Raw genomic sequence first — 19,961 nt, 5'->3', positions numbered from 1 at the left:
CCGGTCTACCTGCCAGCGGCCAGCAGAAGCCGACCTACCGACCGGAGATGCTGTCCGCCCACAGGCCAAGATCAAGATCTACAGCTGGAGTACTAAGCCTGACCGCTGGTGGGAAGTGGCCGCAAAGCCATCCCGGGCGAAGCCCCGGCGGAGCTCCCTCCCACTGGGGCCGGTTTCATCCCGGAGAGGTATCGTCCCCCCAGGGGCGGCGCTGTGCTGCATCAGGGCCTCGCGCTGTTCTCGTAGCGATCGAATCTTGATCTCCCACGCCGACGAGGATCCTTTACCCTCCTCATCTCCTGCTCCCATGCGAGTCAGGGCGGGTTCGAGTGGGTCGAGGGCCGGCCCCCACCGTCGGTATCCGCGGCCACCGATGGTGGGGGCTGGTGCGGTTCCGCCACCAGCTTGCCCCTGGTGGCGGAACGGTGTTTCAGTAAGCCGTTCGGAGGAGGGGTGTGTGCGTTTTATTGTGCTGGGCGCGAAGGTTCGACCACGGAGCCGTTACAAGCAGCGCGCTTGCCTCCTGGAGCCGGTTCCCCGGCCCGACGACGACTACCTGACGCTATACCGGCTGTGGTTCGCCGACGGCAACGGGTCAGTCGACGAACTGGGGATGATCAAGATCGGCTACGCAGACTTGGTGCGAGATGAGAGGCCGCTCGAGAAGGGAGAGTTCAGTCAGCTGACGGGGCTGGACCGGCGGCTGTACTGGTTTTCACTGGGGCAGGACGCCACCTACTACGAGAACGTCAGCAGGCTTGGCGCCTCTGCACGGGTGGAACTCTTTGAGGGGCTGTGCGACATGGCGTTCAGCCCTGACATTGCCGACGAAGCCAGCTATTGGGACGTGACCCAGACATCGCTCCTGCGCAGCGTTGAACCGCAGACGGTCGAGGTCCAGTTTCGGCGCATCGCCCGGGGTGGGTCGCGGCTACTGAGGTTGAACTCGTGATGTCGTGCTGTTGGTCAGGCGGGTCTGATGGCCAGGCCGGTCTCGGCGAGGCAGCCGTCTATGAGATGGGTGCGGTACTGGATGTGCCGTAGGCCGCGTCGGATGCGCTGGACGAGGTGTTCGGGAGTACTGAAGGCAACGTTGGAGAGCCAGCCGCGTCGCAGGAGAGACCAGATCCCTTCGACGGGGTTGAGGTCGGGTGCGTAGGGCGGCAGGTAGTAGATGGTCAGCCAGTCCCGGGCTTCCGACCATTCCCGGAGATCAGCGGCTTTGTGGACGTTGAGGTTGTCCCAGATGAGCACGATGGGGCCGCCGAGCTGCTGATGTGCGGCGATCAGCAGGTCGCGGTAGTCGCGCCAGGAGAAGCTCTTGCGGCCGTCGCGCCGGCCGTCGTCCCGGCGCGGCCGGTAGATCAGCCGGGACCGGTGGCCGGGCTTGTAGCAGGTCAGCGCGGCGATCGACACTCGTCTGCGGGAACGGCCCCGGACCCGCACCACCGGGGTCCGGCCGCGCTGTGACCAGGTCTTCGCCTGTGGCGGCGTCATGGAGAAACCGGCTTCGTCCTCGAAGACGAGCCAGGCTCCACGGGCCGCCGCGAGCCTTCCGCGCACGGCCACACCTCCTTGACCCACCCCGCGACCGCGTCGTCGTCCCGTTCCATGGCCCGTCGGGCCGGGACCTGGCAGGACCAGCCGTTGCGCACCAGGAGCTTGCGCACACCCTGGACCGTGTAGGTCAGGTGGAAGCGCCGGCCGATCACCGTCTTGACCCGCGTCAGCGTCCAACGCTGGTCTTCCCAGCCATGCGCGGACGGCCCCTTGGCCAGCTCCGCCTCCAGCTGGGCGAACTGCTTCTGGCTCAGCCTCGGAAGCGACGCCGGCCCCTGCGACCGCAGAGCCCGCGGACCGCCCTCGTCCCACATCTGCCGCCACCGCTGCACCGACCGGACACTGACCCGCAGGCCCTTCGCGATCGCCGAGCTCGCCTCACCCTGGGCGAACCTCTCGGCCGCCTTGAGCCGTAACTCCTCGCGGAACTGCTGCCGTTCGGCGGTCAGCCCGCCCCCTTGTGGATACCGCATGCCGTCGGTGATACCTCACGGGCGACGAGTCGTCAGCCCCTACGACTCCACGAGTTCAACCTCAGTAACGGCGTATCAATTCGACTATTTGACGCCTGTGGACGAACTCGATGAAATCCCCATGCAACCCGAGCGCCTAACTTTCTCGGTCACTCCGCACTCCCGGCCCCCGACCAATATCCATGTGCTTATCGGCCGCAACGGTGCAGGGAAAACGACGCTGCTAGGCAATATTGGTGAGGCGGTGGTGAACTCGGGGGCGCTGACCCGTGACGTCGGCGCGATCGTGTGGGCCGGTGATGGGAGTGGATCGTTCACCAACGTCGTATCCGTCACGTTTAGCGCCTTCGACCCGGCTCAGGAAGCCAGCGAAGCAGAAGCCAGCAGCGGCGACGAAGGCCATCCGCAGGTAAAAGGCTGGGACGAAGACAAGGATGTTCCCGGCGATCAGACGCCCCCGGCTGAGCCGGTCGAGGCGGCTGTCTCGTACACCTATGTGGGCCTGGCCAGGGTCGATGTGTTCGGCCGTCCCACGCGCGATCGCAAGTCGTACGACGACCTAAGCTCGGAGTTCGGCAAGAGCGTAGAGGAGGTCCATGCTGCTGGGCGGGTTGGCCGCTGGATCGCCGCGCTGAACGTGCTGAGCAGCGATCCGCATTTCTACCAATCCCCCATCCACGACTTCGCCCGGGACGTGCAGAGCCGCAAGTACTTTCTTGAAGGGGACAGGGGCCGGGCGCAGGGCATCTTCGACGATCTCAGTTCGGGGCACGCCATCGTCCTGTTGACGATCACACGGCTGGTGGAAACCGTTGCTGAGCAGTCCCTCGTGCTCCTGGATGAGCCCGAGGCTCATCTGCATCCACCCCTGCTCGCGTCCTTTGTGAGGGCTCTGTCGAACCTGCTCACCGAACGCAACGGCGTCGCGTTGATCGGCACCCACTCGCCCGTTGTCCTTCAGGAGGTTCCTCGTTCTTGCGTGTGGAAGATCAGTAACTGGTACCGCCATTCGCCCCAGCGGCCCACCCTGGAGACCTACGGAGAAAATGTCGGCGTCCTCACCCACGAGATCTTCGGGCTGGAGGTCCGGCAGTCCGGTTTCCATACCGAGATCGCTCGGGCTGTCGATGAGCTGGGATCGTACGATCAGGTCCTGGACCGCTTCCAGGGACAGCTCGGTGGGGAAGCGAAGGGACTGGTCCGCATCCTCCTGGCCTACCGCGAAGCGGGCGGGCACCACTGATGTGGCCTCTCGACCCGCCCAACCTTTCTGCCAGGGACAGCTATGACGCGTGTGTGCGCGGCACCAGGGATGTGCAGCGGCGCAGACTGCTACTGATGGCCGGGGACAGCGTCGAAGCTGCGGGCGAGCGTTTCCGGCAAGCGGCGCAGCAAGGAACTCTGCACAACTTGCAGAGCGCAGAGTTCGCAGTGCCGGACATAGCTGCCAGCGACCTGGTGCGTTGGGCCTACGACAACGGCATGGTCAACACCAGGGACGGACGTGCCGTGTACGAGCAGCTCCTGGCCGCCCCTCCGGAAGAGCGATGTCCTCTGTGCGGTCATGGGGTGGTCCGTACGCTGGACCACTTCCTCCCCAAAATGATGTTCCCCGCACTGTGCGTGGACCCGCTGAACCTGGTACCGGCCTGCGCCGACTGTAATCACGTCAAGGGTGAAAGCCATCCGACAGACGCGGAGACCACACCGCTGCACCCCTACCTGGACCGTATCGACCAGGATCCCTGGTTGGAGGCAAGGGTCGCTGACAGCAACCCCGCCTGGCTGGACTTCTTCTTCAGCCCTCCGCCCGGGTGGAAGCAGATCCTCATCGACCGCACCCGACACCACTTCGAACTGTTCGGGCTGGCCAGGCTCTTCGCCGTCCAGGCAAATCGCACAGTGAACAACATCCGCCAGCAGCTCACCGCGATGCTCAACGCCGGGGGCAAGGACCTGGTACGCGCCTATTTGGTGGAAGAAGCCGAAACGCGGCTCGCCGACCGGCTCAACGGCTGGGAAGGAGTGACCTACCGTGCCCTCGCACGCGACGACGACTTCTGCAGCGGCGCATTCGCAGCATGACCCGTCGCGGGGCGCTGGCCGCTAGTGAGGGCTCTGTGTCGGTTGAGGTCGGCGCCGCGCTTGCGCGCCCGGGCGGCCTGGCGCAGGCGCGACCGCGCTTCGCAGGACTGATGCTGGTGCCGATCTCGACGCGGGTCGATCCGGCAGAGCCGATCACGTACACATAGGAGTCGCCACTCGGCGTGGAAGAGGTCACGGCAGGATGGGACTACTGACATCCCATTGGCCCTCGCGGGACTACGCCTCGGGTCGGCAACCACGACTCGCTTCCGGACCGGGCGTGGGCGCCACTTCACTTGAGCCATAACGAGCTGAGGAGGCGCGAGGGGGCTCCCTGCCAACCGACTTAGTTACCACAGGTCAGCGCGCAGTGGACGACTGGCTCCGCTGTCCAAGGACACGAACTGTGTCCTCCGACAGCTGTGGGATCTCAAAATTCGTGACCGAGGCTCACGGATGATGGCCACTTGACGGCCGATCGGCCACGAATCTGAGGCTGGCCGGTCAGTCCGTGACTCGTTGATACAGGTCGAGCGTGAATCGGACTGACCCGCAGGTAGTTCGTCCGGTAAGTGCGAACAAGCCGCGAGGGCCCCGGTTGTCGTGCCGACAGCTGCGCGGTCATTTGCTGGCCGCGGAGTTAATGGCGCTACGGATGGCGATGTCCACGGCGCGCTCGCCAGTCAGCTCGTAGTAGTAACGTGCGCTGCCAGGGTGTTCCCGCAGCACACTGGCGAGGATCTGAGCGGCCTGGCCGTGCAAATGGCGCAGCCAGTCCCGGGTTGCGATCTGCTGGTCGAACTCATTGGATGCAGCGTCCCAGGTGCACATACCGCGGGCCGCCTCCTCCAGCACGTCCCACTCCTCCTCCCGGGCGGCGTGGCGGGCAACGCCGCGCAGCCACGCGATGGCTCTCTTGGATTCGTTCCAGTGGGGCCAGCCGGTGCCGTCGCCCTGGACGTGCCCGGTCATCGCGTGGATCAGGGTGAGGGCCTGTTCGGTGTTGGCGAGCAGGAGCGGCGCGGTGAGGTCCATGTCCAGGAGCGGCAGGACGTCCAGGTAGAGCTCGTAGTCGTCGCCGTGGTCGGCGGCGAGCATGAGCAGCTGGCTGGCGGCGCTGGTGTCCCCCTCCTCAGCTGCTGCCACGAACTGCTGGGCCCGCGCGACGGGCAGGTCCAGGTCCTGGCACGCCTCGCGTTCGACCAGGTCGAGGAACTCAGCGATCGTCTGCGGTCGTAGCAGCAATGCCGCACGACGCTGCGCCACGGACCCGGTGGCGGCAGCAGCGGAATGTTCGGCTGAGGGTCGGTGCCGGTCAGCAGCCAGCCGATGACCTTTCCCAGGCTGTAGATGTCGCTCGCGGGCGTCGCGTGGTGAGGCGCGATGGACAGCTCGGGGGCGCCGAACTCGGCGGTGCCGATCTTGGTGCCGGTGCGCTTGGGGTTGGTCGTCTGCCCGCGGGGGCGGCGCACGATGCCCCAGTCGCCCAGGACCCAACGGCCGTTGAGCTGCAGGATGTTGGCGGGTTTGATGTCCCGGTGCAGGTAGTCCAGGCGGTGGGCGTCGGCCAGGGCAGCGGCGACCGCGTCCACCAAAGCCCTCAGCTCCTGGCCGTCGTGTTGCAGTTGCGACTGGAGATGTTCGGCGGTGGCCTGGGCCAGCGGCATGACGAACCACTCGGCCCGGGGACTGAAGTCAAGGACCGGCATGACGTGACGGTTGCCGCCAAGGGCCTGTGCGACTTCGATCTCGCGCAACATCCGTGCGGTCAGGTTCTCGCGCAGTGACCTCGGCTTCTTGAACGCGACGACTGTGTTCGTCGGCTTGTGCACGGCTTGGTGCACGATGCCCATGCCACCCTCGCCGTCAGGCAGCGGGAACTTCTCCAGCGCGTAGTCCTTCTTCACGCCGCGGGCCTGCTGGCGTACTGCAGCGTACGGATCGGCGGCGGGCGGCGGCGTGTGCTCTTCCTTAAGGGCAGGAGAGCCGGAGGGGAAGTGGCCGGTGATCTTCATGAGGACGGGGTGGACGGTGCCGATATCGTAGGCAGCGAACCCAGCAGGTATGCGGGCCCACCCTCCCGGCTCTGGGCGAGGCCGAGCACCTCGCCCAGCTGTACCTCAGCGACCGGGTCGTCCTTGCGAACCGCCGCGTCGAGGGTGTGCACTTCCACGCCGATGCCGGAGCCGGCCCTCCCGGCCACCAGGACGATTCCGCTGTCGCTGCGGGCGATGAGCCCGGGGTAGGACACCGGGGTCTGTATCCATTCCTCCCGCCCACCGACGCTCGTGCCGACGGCGAGGTCGACGACGGCACTGTGGCCGCTAGCAGCAAGGAAGAAGCGCCGCCCGTCAAGCCAGGCAGCCGACCGCACCGACGCGTCGAAGGCGATGGAGAACCGCCGCTGATCGCCTACCTGGTCGCCGAGCTGAGTGAGCGCCAGGGTCGATCCGGTGCCGGCGCCGAATGTCGCCCCGGATCCGGACAGCACCCACACGCTCGCATCGGGGCCGAGCACCAGGCTGGAGTTCGCCTCGAACCCGCCGCCCACCGCCCGGACAACGCCGTCGCGCGACATCACCACCGCCGACCCGCACAGTACGCAAACGTCTCCGCCCGGCAGCACGACGGCGGCGCCGTGCACGCCGGGCAACGGCAGCCTCCACCGCACACCACCCCGCTGCAGATCCATCTCCGCCAGCCCCGACTCGGTGGTGATCAGCGCCCGCGCCGGCGATTCCCAGGCAAGACCATTCGGCCGCAGCGGCCAGTCCTCCCCGGCCAGGATCACGGAGGCCGTGATGCCCGGTGCCGTTCGGGCAGACACGGTGGCCGGTCCGGCCGGACGCGTCGGCAAGGACAGGGTGGGGATCGGCTCTTCCGGCTCTTGCAGCAGGAGTTCGTGCAGCGGTGTGTACGGTGACCGCGGCATGCGGAAAGCGGAACGGACCAGCGTCGCGAGCGGCGCGAGGCCACACAGGGCAGCCTCCAGATGGTCCCGGTCGAGCAGCACGCCCTGCCCGCTCAGGGCTGCACGCAGGCCATCGTCCACCGCACGCCCCGGAGTTCGCGCGCACACCAGGACCCACCGCACGCCCGGCCCAAGCCCGCGTTGATCACGGGCACGTGCGGCGGCCCTAGCGGCCTTGGCCAATTCGGGTCCGGATGCGGACGTCACGGTGATCGCGTAGTCGCGTCCGGCGAGTTCGAAGAACACGGTCGGGTCGTCCGGCGCGCGGTGGTCCACCCTTGCTTCCTCGTCGGTGCGCCGGATTAGGGCTATGACCACGTCGACGAGGAGCCGGTGACGGTCCGGCTCCGACAGTTCGGTGCTGTGGCACTGACCGTACTCAGCCAGTAGCTCCCGTACGTCTTCCATCGCCCCGCCCCGTGCATCGTGCCTACCGGGCACCACGCCCGGAGGAGCGATTGTCGCGCACAGCCGGACACGACACGCGTTGATCACGGAGTTTCGCTCCGCACCCCATGGCCGGACCCACCCTTCCCCTTCACGGTCCCACGCCCTCGCGGCCCCCGTGACGCGAACAGGTTCCGCCTTCCATACGGCCCGGCCCGCCTCAGATGCTCGACGACAAGGAGCTCGCCCGGGATGCGCGCATACTCCGACTCCGCTCGCTCGCAGGCCATGGACCCGCGCCAACACCGTGAAGAAATGCCACGTTCGTGAGACTGAGTGGCCATGCCATCGTCCTGAGAAACGCGACAGAGCCACTGGTCAGCGGGCATGCCTATGTCAGGAGCTGCGAGATCCTACAACCACGAAGTTAGTCGTGGGCAGCCCGCTGACCTGCGCGGACTGTGTTGGATGTCAACGAGTCTGCTCGCGATGACGCCGTTCGGGATCGTGCGCATCTGTCAGTGGCGGGGCCCAGCCAGACCGCCAAACAGCGTCCTGGCGATCACGGAAGGGATGGCACACTGATGGGCCCAACTTGCCCATCGTGCCTGGGAGATCACCTGATGAACGCCACAGCTGCGGCCGACGCTCAGGGAGCCGAAGCTGCTGAGGGCCGTACCGGCGGCTGCCTGTGCGGCCGCATCCGCTTCACCACCCGGGGTCCGGCCGTCTTCCCCCACACCTGCTTCCCTGATGATTGAGTGAGCCCATTCCAACTTCAGGCGACAGCCGATCGGCGCTGTGTCACGGACATCTGGTAGACCCTGGCTATGACGTTCTTGGCGGTGGTTGAGGGTGATGCGGTCGGATGGCGCATCGATCGAGATGCGCTGACTGACGCGATCCGTGCCCGGTGGTCTGAGGTCGAGATCGACTCGATGCATCGCAGCGAAGTGCGCAGCCTCATATGGCAGTTCGAGACGGAGAACGGCCCAGGTGAGGCGTATCTGCACGAGGAGGGTACCTGCCTGTACATGGACGTCTGGGAGGAAGACGCGATCTGGTTGGCGATCGTCTTCCGGAGGCTGACACCCATGGACCTTGACCTGGTGTTCTGCGATGAGGGTTACACCTTCGACGTTCGTCTGCGGGCGGGGACGACAGAGGCCGAATTGACGGACCTCCTGAATGCTGCGGGTTGATCTCAGCCCCTGGCGGCGAGCTGGAGTACCAGGACGGCTTGGACGAGGCTCGTGATCCGGGTCGTCGAGCAGCGGAGTTTGCGGAGGAGGCGCCAGGACTTGAGGGTGGCGATGGCCTGCTCGACCAGTGCACGGATCTTTGCGTGGGACCGGTTGACGGCCTTCTGGCCAGTGGAGAGGCTGTCCCATCGGCCGCGGTAAGGGAGACGTGCCGCCTGCACCCTGGTAGCCCTTGTCTGCCCAGCAGGTGATGCCGGCCTCGGCGAGTGCCTCGATGATGCCGTGCTCGCGCGCGGCCCGGACGTCGTGGACGGCACCGGCCAAGGCTGGTGAAGCCCACATCAGGCGTCCCTTCGGATCGGCTATGACCTGCACGTTCATGCCGTGCTTCTTGTGTTTGCCCGAGTAGAACGGGCGATCAGCGGCGATTCGGTCGATGGGCAGGAGCGTCCCGTCCACGATCACGTATGCCTTCGTCGACGCCGCTTGTACGGCTTCGGTGAGGGTGGGGGCGAGGGCGGCCAGTAGGTTGACGGCCTCGGTGATGTATCGGTAGGCGGTGGTGGTGCCGATCCCGAATCCGGCCGCGAGTTGGGCGTAGGGCTGGCCGTTGCGCAGGTGGGCGAGGGCGAGCAGGGCCTGTCGGCCTGCGTTCAGGCGCCGCCATCGGCTTCCGAGAGCGCGGCGGTGTTCCCTCAGTCGGGCGGCGAGGAAGCGCAGAGCAGAGCTGGACACGTCGACGCCGGACGGGTAAACAAGCATGCGAAGCCTCTGGTGGAGACGGTTCTCTTGGTCGAAAACCCATCTACCAGGGGCTTCATCTGTCTGTCATCCCAACTTCTCAGCCGTCATGGGAGGTTGGAAAGCGCTCAGTGAGTTCAAGGGACTCACAGGGGTGGAAGTTGGACGAGTGGTGGTTGGTGTTCGTGCCGGATCCGGAGCGCTGGGGGCCGCTGCCGGAGGAGGGGGTGCTGGGGGTCCGCGACCTGTCGGCCGCCTTGGACGCGGTGGGGCTTCGGCCGGGTGATCCGGTATTTGTACGGCCTGATTTCGTCGTGGACGCAGAATTGTTGCAGTTCGCTCTCTCGCCCGAATTCCGCAGCCTGGAACGGGAATCGCGTCGGAATTACGCGACGGACATCCGTCTGCTGCTGTCGTGGCTTTGGCGGCGGGGCGTTCCCTGGCGGGCGGCGACCAGCGCGGACTTGAGGGCTTACAAGCAATTCCGCGTCGGCTCTCCGTTGAACCCGCAGCGGATCGGCGGAACGAAGTGGAACCGGGAGGCAGCTGCACTGACCCAGCTCTACAAATGGGCGAAGGTCAGCCCTCTCCCGGTAGATGTGGGTCGGCGCGCGGACCGATCAGCAAGTGCGCGAAGCTCTCGGGTGTCGTGGCTGACTCCGCGCACTTGGGGTCTGTGGCAAGACCTGGGCCTGCGAGGGCTTGGCCGAGATGGGGCGCCGTTGCCCGGCTGGGACGGGCGAACCGAACTGCGGAACACCGCGTTCGTGGGACTGACGCTGAGCTCGGGTCTGCGACGCCAGGAGGCCGGCGCGATGCTGACGTTCGAAGTGCCGACCCGGCGTCTTCGATCTGGACGCTACTGCCATGGTCTGGTGGCCAGCGCACTTTCGCGGTCGAAGCGTGACCGGACCTACTACACGTCGATCGAGTCTGTACGCCAGCTCGGTGCCTACGGCGAGTCCGAGCGGGCGTGGGCTATCCAGCGCGCGCAGCTGGAGGGCCGCTACGAGAAGCTGTCGCTGATGCGGCTGGTCACGGACGTGACGCTTGGCCCGGTTCCGGTCGTGCACTGGGTGGAGCGGGATGGGGCGGCAGGCAGTCGGGAGTTGAGCCTGCTGGACTGGCGCGAGAGGCAGTGGTTGTTCGTCGAGGGACCGAATGGCCCGGAACCGGCGTGGTTGTGGTTGTCCGAGCAGGGCATGCCGATGCTGCCTGACCGGTGGAATACGGTGTTCTGGCAGGCCAACCGGCGGTGCGAGGAAGCTCTGTTGACGCCGGAGGAGCGAGAGGTTCCGCGGCCGTTGAGGTCGGCTGCGGTACGGGGGATGGTCCCGTATGCGACGCCGCATTCCACGCGTCACTCCATGGCGCTCTACATGCTGGTCGTGCTGAACGAGCTCATGGACAAGAAGTACGGGCTGACCGCCGCGGACCGGCGCGACTTCGCTCAGCTCTACGGCGACCCGTGGTGGCTCGTGAAGACGCTGTTGGGGCACCGGGACGTCGAGACGACGAAGGAGCACTACCTCAACCCGGTCATGCATCTGCAGCTGGAGTCGATCCTCGCCTTCGACACCGAGGACGAGCGCGGCGAGACGGACGGGATGAAGGATCTGAACGGCCTGTTCACCCGGCTGGCCCGGGAAACTTCCGGCTTCCAGGACATCGAGGTGCTGTTCGATGCCCTCCCCGTCGCGGAGGCATCGTGAGCGGGCGGGGCCACAAGGCCGTCCTGCCGCCAGCGGACTTCCAGGCGACTCAGCGAATAGCCGCCGACGGACTGCAGGTCACCGCGGTGAACATGGAGGGCTTCGAGCGGGTCTTCGACTTCGCCGCGATTACCGTGCCCCAGCCGATGCGCTGCTCTCTTGCGCGGGCGTTCGCCGAGCAGTCCATGGGGTGGAACAGCCACGCGAGCGGTGAGTCGTATTGGCGGTCACTGGAGGTCTGCGCCCGGTTCCTCAAGGACCAGGGGCACCCGGCCGAGGACCTCGGCGACCTCACCTCGGCCACGCTCCGGCTTTGGCGCAACAACCACAAGGACACCCCCGGTGGGCGCGAGGCCCTGGCCAAGATACGTACGCTGCTGAAGCGCGAGCCGCAGCTGGCGCAGGGCCTGGCCGCCGAGGAACTGGCCCGCCCGGTTCCGAAGAAGGGCAAGCCCTCCAAGCAGTCCTACCGGCCGTCGGAGCGCGACCGGGTGCTGCTGGCCGCCGAACGGCAGTTCCGTACCGCGCTGCTGCGGATCCGGGAGAACACCACGCTGCTGGCCCGCTACCGGGCGGGCGCGCTGGACCCGGACAGCCGTGACTGGAGGGTCGGGACGGCCCTCGACCACATCGCCGCCACGGGCGAACTGCCCGGGTACCCGGACAAAGACGGGAAGGTCTACACCCGGGCCGAAGGGCTGCTGCGCGGGAAGAACCGCGGTAAGACGACGGGCCGGCTGTTTCTGGCCCGGTCGGAACTGACGGCCCTGCCCGTGATGATGACGGACCGCTACGGCTGGAATCTGTCGGTCTACGACCGTCTGCACGTACCCGTCATCACCCCGTCCGCGGGAGAGACAGCCACGGTCACCTACGAGGTCCTGGTGGAGAAGCGCCGCTCGGGAGAGGGCCGCTGGTTCGACACGGAGAACTACACCGACTCCGGCGCGGACTCGCCGGGCCGGCTCATCACCCAGGCCCTGGAGGCCACGCAGCACGGGCGAGCCTTGGCCGCTTCCCTGTCGCCCGGCCACGACCTGCTGATGGTCGCACGCAACCGGCGCCGTACTGACGTGGACTCCAATCTCGACCGGCCCCGGAACGTCGGCCCGCTGTGCTTCGGGGTGTCCAAGGCCGATGCGCGAGTATGGGCGTTCTCTCACAAGATCGGTTCGCCCTTCCAACGCGTCCGTAGGACCACCGTCACGACGACGGGCAAGCCGCTGCAGCACAAACGTGGCACCCACGAGAGCATCTACGTCCTGCCCGACGAGAACGTCCAGGAGGCCGCCGTGGGCGTGATCGCGGCCGGCGCCGAGGAGGCCGTCGAACAGGCCCGCGACTACACCTTTAAGGGGCGGCTCACGGACGCGGCCGACGCGGCCCACCAGGAGACCGCAACCGCGGACTGCGTGGACGAGGAATCCAGCCCCTGGCCGGACCCGAGCGGGGGCTGCGGCGCCGACTTCCTGCTCTGCCTGTCCTGCGAGAACTCCCGGGTCCACACCGGCCACCACCCGCGCCTCGCGCTCCTGCGCCGCCAGTTGATATCGCTCCGCTCCAGCTGGCCGGAGAGACTCTGGCGCAAGCGATGGGACGAACACCTCCAGCGACTCGATGACCTGCGGTCAAAGGTCAACGAGAGCACCTGGGACGCCGCTCTGGCCCGGATCACCGACCGCGACCACATGATCGTCGACCATCTGCTCAAGGGAGACCTCACCCCGTGACAACAGCGTTGACGATCGAGGCCGATCCCTACATCCTGCCCCTGCCGGAGCCGGACAACCCGGTGGTCATGGACCGGTGGATCAGCGCCGGCAACACCCACCCCAACTCCCTTTACAGCGACGACATGTGGTCGCTGGGACCGCTGACCGACAACCCCGGGGACAGCATCCACAAGATCAATTTGAGGAAGTGCCCGGCTACCTTGCGGAGCGAGGTCCGGCGCATCGTCTGGGTCCTGATCAACGGCGAGCTGCGGCCCACCTACGTACGGGAACGGGGCTTTCAGAACCGGACACGCGACGGCGTGATCAGCATGCGCGACAACATCCTGCAGTGGCTGAAGTTCGCGCGCTGGCTCGGGCGGCAAGGCATATCCCAGCTCAGCGACTGCACCATGGAGCATTGGAAGGCGTATGCCGCCAAGTGCACCAGCGGCTGCACGCGCGATCATGCCCTGGCGGTTCTGCGCTGGCTCTCGGACCTGTGGGCCTTCGACCAGCTGTCGGTCAGCCCGTGCGGCATTACGTGTCCTCCCTGGGAGGACGAGGGCGTTGACGACTATCTGCCGGCCAAGACGGGAGAGGCGGGCGGGGAGAACAAGACCGAGCCGCTGGATCCGGCCGTGATCGGCCCTTTGCTGACCTGGGCGATCCGCCTGATCGAGGACTTCTCCGACGACATCCTGGCCGCCTGGGCCGAGCGCCGCCGCATGCACGCCCAGGTGTGGAGCAACCTCGATACCCGCCTTCGAAGGAGCCCTGACCACCCCGACGGCCGCCGCCAAGTTCCTGGCGCGCGATGGCCTCGTGCTCTTCGACAACCCGGACTCGTTCCTCATCTGCGCCTTCAAGCGCGACACTGCCCTGTGCGATCCGGATCCCGGGGCGACGGCACCCAACCAGTTCACCTGCCAGTTCGGCTGCGGCAACGCGGTCCGCACCGACAGTCACGCGCAGGCGGCACGAGAGCGCGCTGGTCGGCTCGATGCGAAGGCGGCCCTCGTGCCCCAGCCCCTGGGCGACCGGTTCCGCCTGACCGCCAACCGCTTCCGCGCTCTCGCCGACGCCCACGACTCCGCCGCCCAGCCCGCCGAGGAGGCCATCGCGTGAACCAGCAGCACGAGGACGAACGCTCCCGCATCCGCACGGCCATGGACCGCCTCCTGGCCGGCCAGCCCACCTGCTCCAACGGCAGCCTCACGGTGGTCGCGCTCGCCGCAGAGTCCGGTGTTCACCGCATGGTGCTGCACAAGCGCCACGCCGACCTCAAGGATGAGTTCTACGCTCGGGTGCGTACGGAAACGCACCAGACGCCGGAAGTCGAAAGGCGGCTTCGCAAGGAGGTGGTCCGTCTGAAGGGAGCTCCTAAAGACTCCCGGGCTGCCGAGGCCGCAGCCCGATACCGAGCGGAGCAGGTGGTCCTCGCGGCAGCCGTCCTCATCCTCCGGACGTCCACCGGCCAGGACCACACCGCCCCCGAAAACGTCGTCCCTCTCCGCCTGCCCCACGACTGAGAGTTCAGGTATCAGACAGCGACGCCGAGTTGGCTTTTCCCGCTGGGCGGAGGCGGTGCGTGGAAAACTTGCGGAAGGCCGGGCTGCTGTCGCCCACAACCGCGACGTCCAGTGGGTGGGCGGCCGTGGGGCTGCTGTAGCCGCAGGCGTTCTGACGTTGGGTGTGTGCGGGTTGCTCTATGAGGGGCGGCGGCCGGTGATGTCTCCGCCGGGGTCGTCGGGCAGGGCGATGCGGGCGGTGATGCGTTTGCCGACCGGCTCGCGCTGGACTTCGAAGCCCTGGGAGATGGCCATGACGATTTCCAGACCGTGCTGGCCGACCCGGCCGGCATCGGCGGCTCGGGCCACCGGCAGGACGGGGTCGCTGTCCCAGACGACGACTTCCACCAGGTCCCCGGCGAGGCGGAGTTGCATCAGGACGGGGCCGGGGGCGTACTTGCGGGCATTGGTGACCAGCTCGCTGACGACCAGCTGGGTCAGGTCCATGGCGCGCGCTGACACCGGCAGGCCGTACTCGGTCTGGACGCGGGTGAGGAAGCTTGTCGCGAGGTGGCGAGCTTCGGCGATGCAGGAGCCGTCGCCGTCCAGGGCGACGGCGGTCTCTATCGCGTCGGCGCCCGGCATGACGTTTCCCTCACTGCCGGGGGCTGGTTCCACGGCTCCACCTTCAGTCCCCTGTTTTCACGCGGCTGCGTGCGTGTACCCCGCACTATGCCGCATATGCACGCTCCGTCTTCGAGGAAGGACAGTACGGGGTGTATCTGCGCCCTGGGGCTGGGGCAGGATGGCTGCGCACACGTTGTGCCAGGATCAGACGAGCGCAGTCGAGGACGTTGTGACCGACACCCATGACGCAGCACGGCCCGGTCTGTCGATCGACCACGAGGCTGTCGACGGCATCCGGATTGTTGTCCTGCGAGGCGAGATCGACCACGTCAACCGCGACAGCCTGAAGGATGCACTGCTTCCGCCGGAGGGGGCGCTGGCGCCGCGAACCGTGGCTGACTTCCGCGGTGTGACGTTCATGGACTCCAGCGGCATCAACGTGCTCATCGTCGCCCACCGTGCCGCCCAGGACGCTGAGGGATGGCTGCGCCTGGCGGGCGTGCGGGAATCCGTCCAGCGCGTCCTGACACTCGTCGGCATTGACGCCCTCGTCCCCTTCCACTCCACCGTCGAAGAGGCCCTGACCAGCTGAAAAACGCATGCGGCGGTCCGGCGCGCTCCGTTGGCGTGGCAGGTGCTGACCATCCTGCGTCAGCCGGCCGTCCAGGCAAGCAAGGAGCAGGGACTTGATGCCGCAAGCGGGTCACCCAGCTGTGTGGGGCACCGACACCAGAAGGCAGGCGCTCAAGGTCGGTGGAGAAGCCAGGCCGTCTGGCGCGGTACGCCGAAGTGATGCGTTCTTGGCGTCGTGACATGAAGCCCGAGGATTGAGGGCAGACGCGATGGAATGCAGGGAAACCAGATGTATGCCACGAGCAACGCACGCGGTCGGCCTGTACGGGAGGGCGCCTCACAGCGGCGGGCCGAGGGAAGGCATCGGCGCCCTGGACGACGAGGGGGCCGGTGGCATCGCAGGCTTCTGGCCTACCGCGGCATCGAGCTGCTGCCCTCATCCGCTCTGGGAAGTGCGGGTGAGGAGTGTCTGCTGCTGGTGCACATCCGCAAGGTGGTCGGGCGGGTGACCTATCGAGCGTGCGATGAGTGCGCCGAGGGCGTGATCACCGATGTCGTCCTCGACGAACCGTTCCGTGACTGCGGGCTGGGCACCAGGGCGCTGTCGCATCTGCGCTCCCAGCATCCCGGTGTCACCTGGCACACCACGCTCGACAAGCGCCTCACCCGCGATCTGCTGAGCCGGATGCGCATCCCCAAGGCGAACGTGGGAGGGACCTGCTCCCACCTTCGGTCTGACGTCGTTGCCCCTGCCGATAGTTGAGCGGTCCCAGCAGGCTCCGCGGCGGAACCGTCTTGCGCTGAGTCTTGGCGGCCAGGACGCGGTGCCGGCGCCAACGGAAGAGCCATGTGTGTGCCGGGCGGTGCGGGGATTGGCAAGAAATGGGACGGGTTGCTGCAGGGCAGTGCTCAGCAGACGACAGCCATATCCTGAACCTCGACGGCTCTGGCCGTGTGCGCGTCGAAGCCGCCGGGCCCAAGCGCGGCGCCACCCTCCACGGCATCTTCTTCGTCCACGAGCCCGCGCGCACCATCGGCGATACAGGGCGTACGAGGCAAGCTCGCACAGGGGAACACCCGGGCGAGCCCGTGCCCAGCACATTCGGGCCGGCACTCGCGACTGACTACAAGGCGCGCCTGCCCTCCGCTGAATACGACGATCAGCGCGCTGATCACGGCGAGGACCATGAGCACCACGGTCACGCCCAGGCAGACCGACAGCACCTTCCACACCGCTCGTTCAGCCACGGCGGCCTCGACATGGAGGGGCGTCCCTACGCATGGCCGCCCGGCGCCGCGCTCACGCACCTGCTCGGTGGAAACTCCGCAGCGGCTCCCGGCAATCATCCAGGAGTGCGGGGGTACTCGAGTTGGTTACGGTTCCGCCTCAGGCAGCAGGTGCCTGGCTGGTACCGGCTGTTGAGCGGCGGACCTTCGTGGGTCCTGAAACGGTCTAACCACACCCATACCCGGACCATGCTGGATCCACCGTCTGACCGGTTCGAACCCATGCCAGAAGATAGGGCACGCCATGACAGCGGTGACGACCGATGCGCTTGTCCCGGCGCTTGAGGACGCTCGTGATGCTCACACTGCGGCCATCGACCGTTTCCGGGCCGATATCGCCGTCCACGCCGCAGGCCCTCGACGGGAGGTTCTGGAACGTCACATAGACGACACGTACCACTGTGTCGCCCGCATCGACGGACACATACGTGAACTTCGCCCCGGCCGCCCGCTGCGGGACACCGCCGACCGGGTCCGCTTCACCGCCCGGGCAACCGTCCGGATGGCCGGGCTGTTGCTCGAGATCGGTGCCGCGATCACGACCGCCATACTGCATCGTCGCAATGGGCCCAGCCCGCGCCAGTTGTTGAGACACACCGAGAACGAATACTCGATCACCGCCCGGGCGCTGGCGGCCTGCCGGGCCGGGGAGAGCATTGCCGAGCAGGCGCATGACCAAGTCGCCGCCGACCTGCTCGCCACGCTGCGCCGCCAGGACGAGGAACTGCTCGCGACCCTCGAGGACCGCCTCGCTCAGCAAGCCCGGGCCACGGCGGTCGCCGGCAGCGGCCACGGCACGCAATCCGGTGACGGCGGCCCGCCGGATGCCGCCACAAGAACCGTGCGCTCTGCCGTCAAACGGGTCCGAAAAGCCGCCGAGGGCGGTGCCCGGCAGGCTACGCGCACAGCCACAGGCGCGCTCCGCCGAATGCCCGAGGAGGACGACGACGCGGTCACCAGGGAAAAGGAGCCGCCGATCCTCGGATACGAGCACTTCCACGTCGCTGACATCGTTCAGCGCCTGCCCACGCTCTCCCAGGCGCAGCTGTCCGCGCTCGACGGCTACGAGCGGGCCCACGCCGGCCGGCCGGAAATCCTGAACGCCATCGAGCGGCTACGCGGCAGCGAACCGTGGCCCGGGTACGACGCCATGATCCCCGACCAGATCACCGCCCGGCTGCAGACCGCCGCCCCCACCGAAGCCCGGCAGGTGCTGGACTACGAAAGGCGCCACCGCCGGCGCCGCACACTCATCGCCATCGCCAAGGCACGCAGCGTCGCATGACCGGGGCCACCGTTGACTGTCCCAGTGCGCTGAACCCCAGCCAGAAGGCTGCCGGGGCCAAGCGGCAGTGCGGCATGCTCATGGATGCGGCCGGTGAATCATGGCTTCGAAGCGGGCGGGGAGCATCTCGTAGTCGCGGCCCAGGCGGCGGTGGAACATCAGCCACCTGAGCGTGCGCTCCACGGTCCACCTACACGGGAGCGGTGTGCTGTGTCGTCGTCCGGCGAGGTGCTGGGGAACGGCATCGGCAGTACGGGGGTGCCGTGCAAGCCAGGCATGGCGCGGCCCTCGCGTCCCGCAGGCCGCGCTTGGCCGGTAAGTCCGCAAGATGGGGACGCCCGAAGCCGAGCAAATGCAATCGTGCATGCGCAGCCGGTCCGGTGACGCCCTGACACCCTGCCAGGGGTGTCCTTGGGCGAGATCGTGGATCCGCTGCCGTCGAAGCCCTTACGCATGTCCGTGGCGCCCGATCGGTCAGCGCGGCCGGTTCGCCCGCTGGCTCGGCTAGCACGGCCACCCCAGCCCCCGGTTCCGCCAGGCCATGATCCCAGTAGCTTGGCGCTGTTCCACGGAGCGCAAGCTGGGCCGATGGTGTGATGCCGTTCGGTAGTGCCGTTGTTTTGGGCGGTGATCGCACGTTGTACGGGATGGTCCTCTGTGCGGCGGTGGCGGTCGTCGCCGCTCTGGCGCAGGCGAAGGTGCTCAGTGTGGCGCGGGCGCCGGGGTGAGGTGAGTATGAGCGATTCGGAGAGAGCGTCCTGGACCCCGGTGGTGGGATCCGATGGCTGCCGGGTGCTGCGTGAACAGCTGGCTGAGGCGATTGTTGCCATCTGCTGGCAGGCGCGGCTGGTGAAGTTGACGCAGGCCCTCGATCCGGCGGGTGACGGGCCGGACGGAACGTGACAAGCGCACCCTTTATCGGTTATTGGGTGTAGAGCGCAGTAAGCGCAGGGGTGGTCGACACCTCGTTAGCGCGCCCCTCCGGTGCTCGATCGGAGCAGACGAGAAAGCCGGACACCGTCGCAACCCTTCATGCCGAAGACAGCCTCACTGACGACCGGGTGGTTCCCCGGCAGGCCGCCGCGGTGCGACGCTGCCAGATGCGAGGACGCGGACTGGATGCCAGCCTGGTCACAAGGACCAAAGGCAATGCAGGAGGGTGCGGTCATGGGCATGGAAGGGATGAGGCAGCGGGCCAAGGACATGGCTGACAAGTTGCGCCAGAAGGGCCAGGGTGGTCAGAAGAGCACGTCGCGACACAAGACGCAGGGGCGCAGCAAGCTCCTCGAGGAGCAGATGAAGAGGCTCCAGGAGCGTCGGCACCGGAATCGGTGACCGGTAGTCCGGCTGCGGGTGGCGGCCCCAACGTATTGGGCACGCGCTCGCCCGGGTGTTGCCCTACGTAAGCTTGCGTCCGCCCTGTGCTGCCGCTCAGGCATGTTCGGGCGTGCGCGGTGCAGCTTTGGCTCGTGGACGAAGAAGATGCCGTCGAGGGTTAAACCGCGCTTGGTCTCGGCGGCTTCGACGTGCACGTGTGCACATCGTGACCTGCTCCGCTGCGAGTGCTGGCCCGCTGCCCGGCGTCCGCCACCTGCGCCTCGACGCCCCCGACGGCGACGCACTCGCCGCAGCCGCCACGGCCGCCGTCGTCCTTAACAGCCGCGCCGGCCCCGCCTACCGTGGGCCACGGACTGGCCGTCACTGGCCGTCCGCACTGCTGCGCGCCGCCGAGCGCTAGTGGCGCACTCGCCGCCGCCAGCAAACACTGCGGTTACGGCCAGGAGTGCTCGGATGCGGCAGGACGCCCACCCCCTGAACCGGGCGGGCCGCATCAG

20 protein-coding genes and 2 pseudogenes are annotated in these 19,961 nt (G+C 67.3%); 14 read left to right on the top strand and 8 right to left on the bottom strand.

Annotation, left to right across the window (positions count from 1 at the left end; translation table 11 throughout):
• Positions 1-457 precede the first annotated feature (457 nt).
• The gene (locus ACFY9I_RS23895; protein ID WP_391004753.1) at positions 458-952 is read left to right on the top strand and encodes a hypothetical protein; all 495 of its coding nucleotides are present in this window, start codon (positions 458-460) and stop codon (positions 950-952) included.
• A 14-nt stretch (positions 953-966) separates the two neighbouring features.
• Here ACFY9I_RS23895 and ACFY9I_RS23890 read toward each other — a convergent pair whose 3' ends face one another.
• Positions 967-1,497: a transposase gene (locus tag ACFY9I_RS23890; RefSeq protein ID WP_391004790.1), complete on the bottom strand. Its 531-nt coding sequence runs from the start codon at positions 1,495-1,497 to the stop codon at positions 967-969.
• The gene (locus ACFY9I_RS23885; RefSeq protein WP_391004751.1) at positions 1,494-2,033 is read right to left on the bottom strand and encodes a winged helix-turn-helix domain-containing protein; all 540 of its coding nucleotides are present in this window, start codon (positions 2,031-2,033) and stop codon (positions 1,494-1,496) included. Before ACFY9I_RS23885 ends, ACFY9I_RS23890 begins: the two co-directional genes overlap by 4 nt.
• A gap of 97 nt (positions 2,034-2,130) precedes the next feature.
• Here ACFY9I_RS23885 and ACFY9I_RS23880 point away from each other — a divergent pair, with 97 nt between their 5' ends.
• Both ACFY9I_RS23880 and ACFY9I_RS23875 read left to right on the top strand, forming a co-directional pair.
• Positions 2,131-3,276, top strand: a complete 1,146-nt coding sequence (locus ACFY9I_RS23880; RefSeq protein WP_391004749.1) for an AAA family ATPase — start codon at positions 2,131-2,133, stop codon at positions 3,274-3,276.
• A 95-nt stretch (positions 3,277-3,371) separates the two neighbouring features.
• Positions 3,372-4,118: an HNH endonuclease gene (locus ACFY9I_RS23875; protein ID WP_391004747.1), complete on the top strand. Its 747-nt coding sequence runs from the start codon at positions 3,372-3,374 to the stop codon at positions 4,116-4,118.
• A gap of 621 nt (positions 4,119-4,739) precedes the next feature.
• On the opposite strand, the gene ACFY9I_RS23870 is transcribed toward ACFY9I_RS23875, so the two are convergent.
• From ACFY9I_RS23870 to ACFY9I_RS23860, 3 genes are read right to left on the bottom strand one after another with little or no spacing between them, the layout of a single operon-like run.
• Positions 4,740-5,153, bottom strand: a complete 414-nt coding sequence (locus ACFY9I_RS23870) for a hypothetical protein (protein ID WP_391004745.1) — start codon at positions 5,151-5,153, stop codon at positions 4,740-4,742.
• Complete coding sequence (locus ACFY9I_RS23865) at positions 5,099-6,133, bottom strand: protein kinase (RefSeq protein WP_391004743.1); 1,035 nt, start codon at positions 6,131-6,133, stop codon at positions 5,099-5,101. The genes ACFY9I_RS23870 and ACFY9I_RS23865 overlap by 55 nt, the downstream gene beginning before the upstream one ends.
• Entirely contained in the window at positions 6,130-7,365 is a 1,236-nt protein-coding gene (locus ACFY9I_RS23860) for a hypothetical protein (protein WP_391004741.1), read from the bottom strand. The genes ACFY9I_RS23865 and ACFY9I_RS23860 overlap by 4 nt, the downstream gene beginning before the upstream one ends.
• 734 nt (positions 7,366-8,099) lie before the next feature.
• On the opposite strand from ACFY9I_RS23860, the gene ACFY9I_RS23855 reads away from it, so the two are divergent.
• On the top strand, positions 8,100-8,237 hold the full coding sequence (locus tag ACFY9I_RS23855; RefSeq protein WP_391004739.1) for a hypothetical protein: 138 nt from the start codon (positions 8,100-8,102) through the stop codon (positions 8,235-8,237).
• A gap of 69 nt (positions 8,238-8,306) precedes the next feature.
• Positions 8,307-8,678, top strand: a complete 372-nt coding sequence (locus ACFY9I_RS23850; RefSeq protein ID WP_391004737.1) for a hypothetical protein — start codon at positions 8,307-8,309, stop codon at positions 8,676-8,678.
• Between the two features lie 2 nt (positions 8,679-8,680).
• Here the strand turns inward: ACFY9I_RS23850 and ACFY9I_RS23845 are convergent.
• A pseudogene (locus ACFY9I_RS23845) lies at positions 8,681-9,440 on the bottom strand (IS5 family transposase).
• 140 nt (positions 9,441-9,580) lie between these two features.
• On the opposite strand from ACFY9I_RS23845, the gene ACFY9I_RS23840 reads away from it, so the two are divergent.
• From ACFY9I_RS23840 to ACFY9I_RS23830, 3 genes are all read left to right on the top strand, one after another.
• Positions 9,581-11,131, top strand: coding sequence for an integrase (locus ACFY9I_RS23840; protein WP_391004735.1), 1,551 nt, complete (start codon positions 9,581-9,583; stop codon positions 11,129-11,131).
• Positions 11,128-12,861, top strand: coding sequence for a hypothetical protein (locus tag ACFY9I_RS23835; protein WP_391004733.1), 1,734 nt, complete (start codon positions 11,128-11,130; stop codon positions 12,859-12,861). The genes ACFY9I_RS23840 and ACFY9I_RS23835 overlap by 4 nt, the downstream gene beginning before the upstream one ends.
• 1,106 nt (positions 12,862-13,967) lie before the next feature.
• On the top strand, positions 13,968-14,375 hold the full coding sequence (locus ACFY9I_RS23830) for a hypothetical protein (RefSeq protein WP_391004789.1): 408 nt from the start codon (positions 13,968-13,970) through the stop codon (positions 14,373-14,375).
• A gap of 177 nt (positions 14,376-14,552) precedes the next feature.
• On the opposite strand, the gene ACFY9I_RS23825 is transcribed toward ACFY9I_RS23830, so the two are convergent.
• The gene (locus ACFY9I_RS23825; RefSeq protein WP_391004787.1) at positions 14,553-14,999 is read right to left on the bottom strand and encodes an ATP-binding protein; all 447 of its coding nucleotides are present in this window, start codon (positions 14,997-14,999) and stop codon (positions 14,553-14,555) included.
• 211 nt (positions 15,000-15,210) lie between these two features.
• Here ACFY9I_RS23825 and ACFY9I_RS23820 point away from each other — a divergent pair, with 211 nt between their 5' ends.
• Positions 15,211-15,573 (top strand): anti-sigma factor antagonist, encoded by a 363-nt coding sequence (locus ACFY9I_RS23820; RefSeq protein WP_391004731.1) that lies wholly within the window; start codon positions 15,211-15,213, stop codon positions 15,571-15,573.
• Between the two features lie 459 nt (positions 15,574-16,032).
• Positions 16,033-16,317: an N-acetyltransferase gene (locus ACFY9I_RS23815; protein WP_391004729.1), complete on the top strand. Its 285-nt coding sequence runs from the start codon at positions 16,033-16,035 to the stop codon at positions 16,315-16,317.
• A 368-nt stretch (positions 16,318-16,685) separates the two neighbouring features.
• Here the strand turns inward: ACFY9I_RS23815 and ACFY9I_RS23810 are convergent.
• Positions 16,686-16,793 (bottom strand): annotated as a pseudogene (locus tag ACFY9I_RS23810) (ribonuclease BN); the annotation flags it as partial.
• A 292-nt stretch (positions 16,794-17,085) separates the two neighbouring features.
• On the opposite strand from ACFY9I_RS23810, the gene ACFY9I_RS23805 reads away from it, so the two are divergent.
• From ACFY9I_RS23805 to ACFY9I_RS23790, 4 genes are all read left to right on the top strand, one after another.
• Entirely contained in the window at positions 17,086-18,126 is a 1,041-nt protein-coding gene (locus ACFY9I_RS23805) for a hypothetical protein (RefSeq protein WP_391004727.1), read from the top strand.
• Between the two features lie 735 nt (positions 18,127-18,861).
• On the top strand, positions 18,862-19,029 hold the full coding sequence (locus tag ACFY9I_RS23800) for a hypothetical protein (protein WP_391004726.1): 168 nt from the start codon (positions 18,862-18,864) through the stop codon (positions 19,027-19,029).
• A gap of 300 nt (positions 19,030-19,329) precedes the next feature.
• A complete protein-coding gene (locus ACFY9I_RS23795; RefSeq protein WP_391004724.1) occupies positions 19,330-19,461 on the top strand; it encodes a hypothetical protein in 132 nt (43 codons plus the stop codon).
• Between the two features lie 199 nt (positions 19,462-19,660).
• Complete coding sequence (locus ACFY9I_RS23790; protein ID WP_391004722.1) at positions 19,661-19,864, top strand: hypothetical protein; 204 nt, start codon at positions 19,661-19,663, stop codon at positions 19,862-19,864.
• The last annotated feature ends 97 nt before the right edge of the window (positions 19,865-19,961 follow it).

Source organism: Streptomyces sp. NPDC012510, from assembly GCF_042955065.1.
In the GTDB taxonomy this organism is placed as follows: domain Bacteria; phylum Actinomycetota; class Actinomycetes; order Streptomycetales; family Streptomycetaceae; genus Streptomyces.
The sequence above is the reverse complement of the archived record's forward strand: the minus strand, read 5'-3'. Positions and strand labels throughout refer to the sequence as shown.

Bases quoted from the DNA above. Each gene is read 5' to 3' on its own strand.
- ACFY9I_RS23850 (WP_391004737.1), top strand. From the start codon at position 8,307: ATGACGTTCTTGGCGGTGGTTGAGGGTGATGCGGTCGGATGGCGCATC.
- ACFY9I_RS23885 (WP_391004751.1), bottom strand. From the start codon at position 2,033: ATGCGGTATCCACAAGGGGGCGGGCTGACCGCCGAACGGCAGCAGTTC.
- ACFY9I_RS23825 (WP_391004787.1), bottom strand. From the start codon at position 14,999: ATGCCGGGCGCCGACGCGATAGAGACCGCCGTCGCCCTGGACGGCGAC.
- ACFY9I_RS23800 (WP_391004726.1), top strand. From the start codon at position 18,862: ATGAGCGATTCGGAGAGAGCGTCCTGGACCCCGGTGGTGGGATCCGAT.
- ACFY9I_RS23855 (WP_391004739.1), top strand. From the start codon at position 8,100: ATGAACGCCACAGCTGCGGCCGACGCTCAGGGAGCCGAAGCTGCTGAG.
- ACFY9I_RS23890 (WP_391004790.1), bottom strand. From the start codon at position 1,497: ATGACGCCGCCACAGGCGAAGACCTGGTCACAGCGCGGCCGGACCCCG.
- ACFY9I_RS23870 (WP_391004745.1), bottom strand. From the start codon at position 5,153: ATGGACCTCACCGCGCCGCTCCTGCTCGCCAACACCGAACAGGCCCTC.
- ACFY9I_RS23875 (WP_391004747.1), top strand. From the start codon at position 3,372: ATGGCCGGGGACAGCGTCGAAGCTGCGGGCGAGCGTTTCCGGCAAGCG.
- ACFY9I_RS23865 (WP_391004743.1), bottom strand. From the start codon at position 6,133: ATGAAGATCACCGGCCACTTCCCCTCCGGCTCTCCTGCCCTTAAGGAA.
- ACFY9I_RS23795 (WP_391004724.1), top strand. From the start codon at position 19,330: ATGGCTGACAAGTTGCGCCAGAAGGGCCAGGGTGGTCAGAAGAGCACG.
- ACFY9I_RS23805 (WP_391004727.1), top strand. From the start codon at position 17,086: ATGACAGCGGTGACGACCGATGCGCTTGTCCCGGCGCTTGAGGACGCT.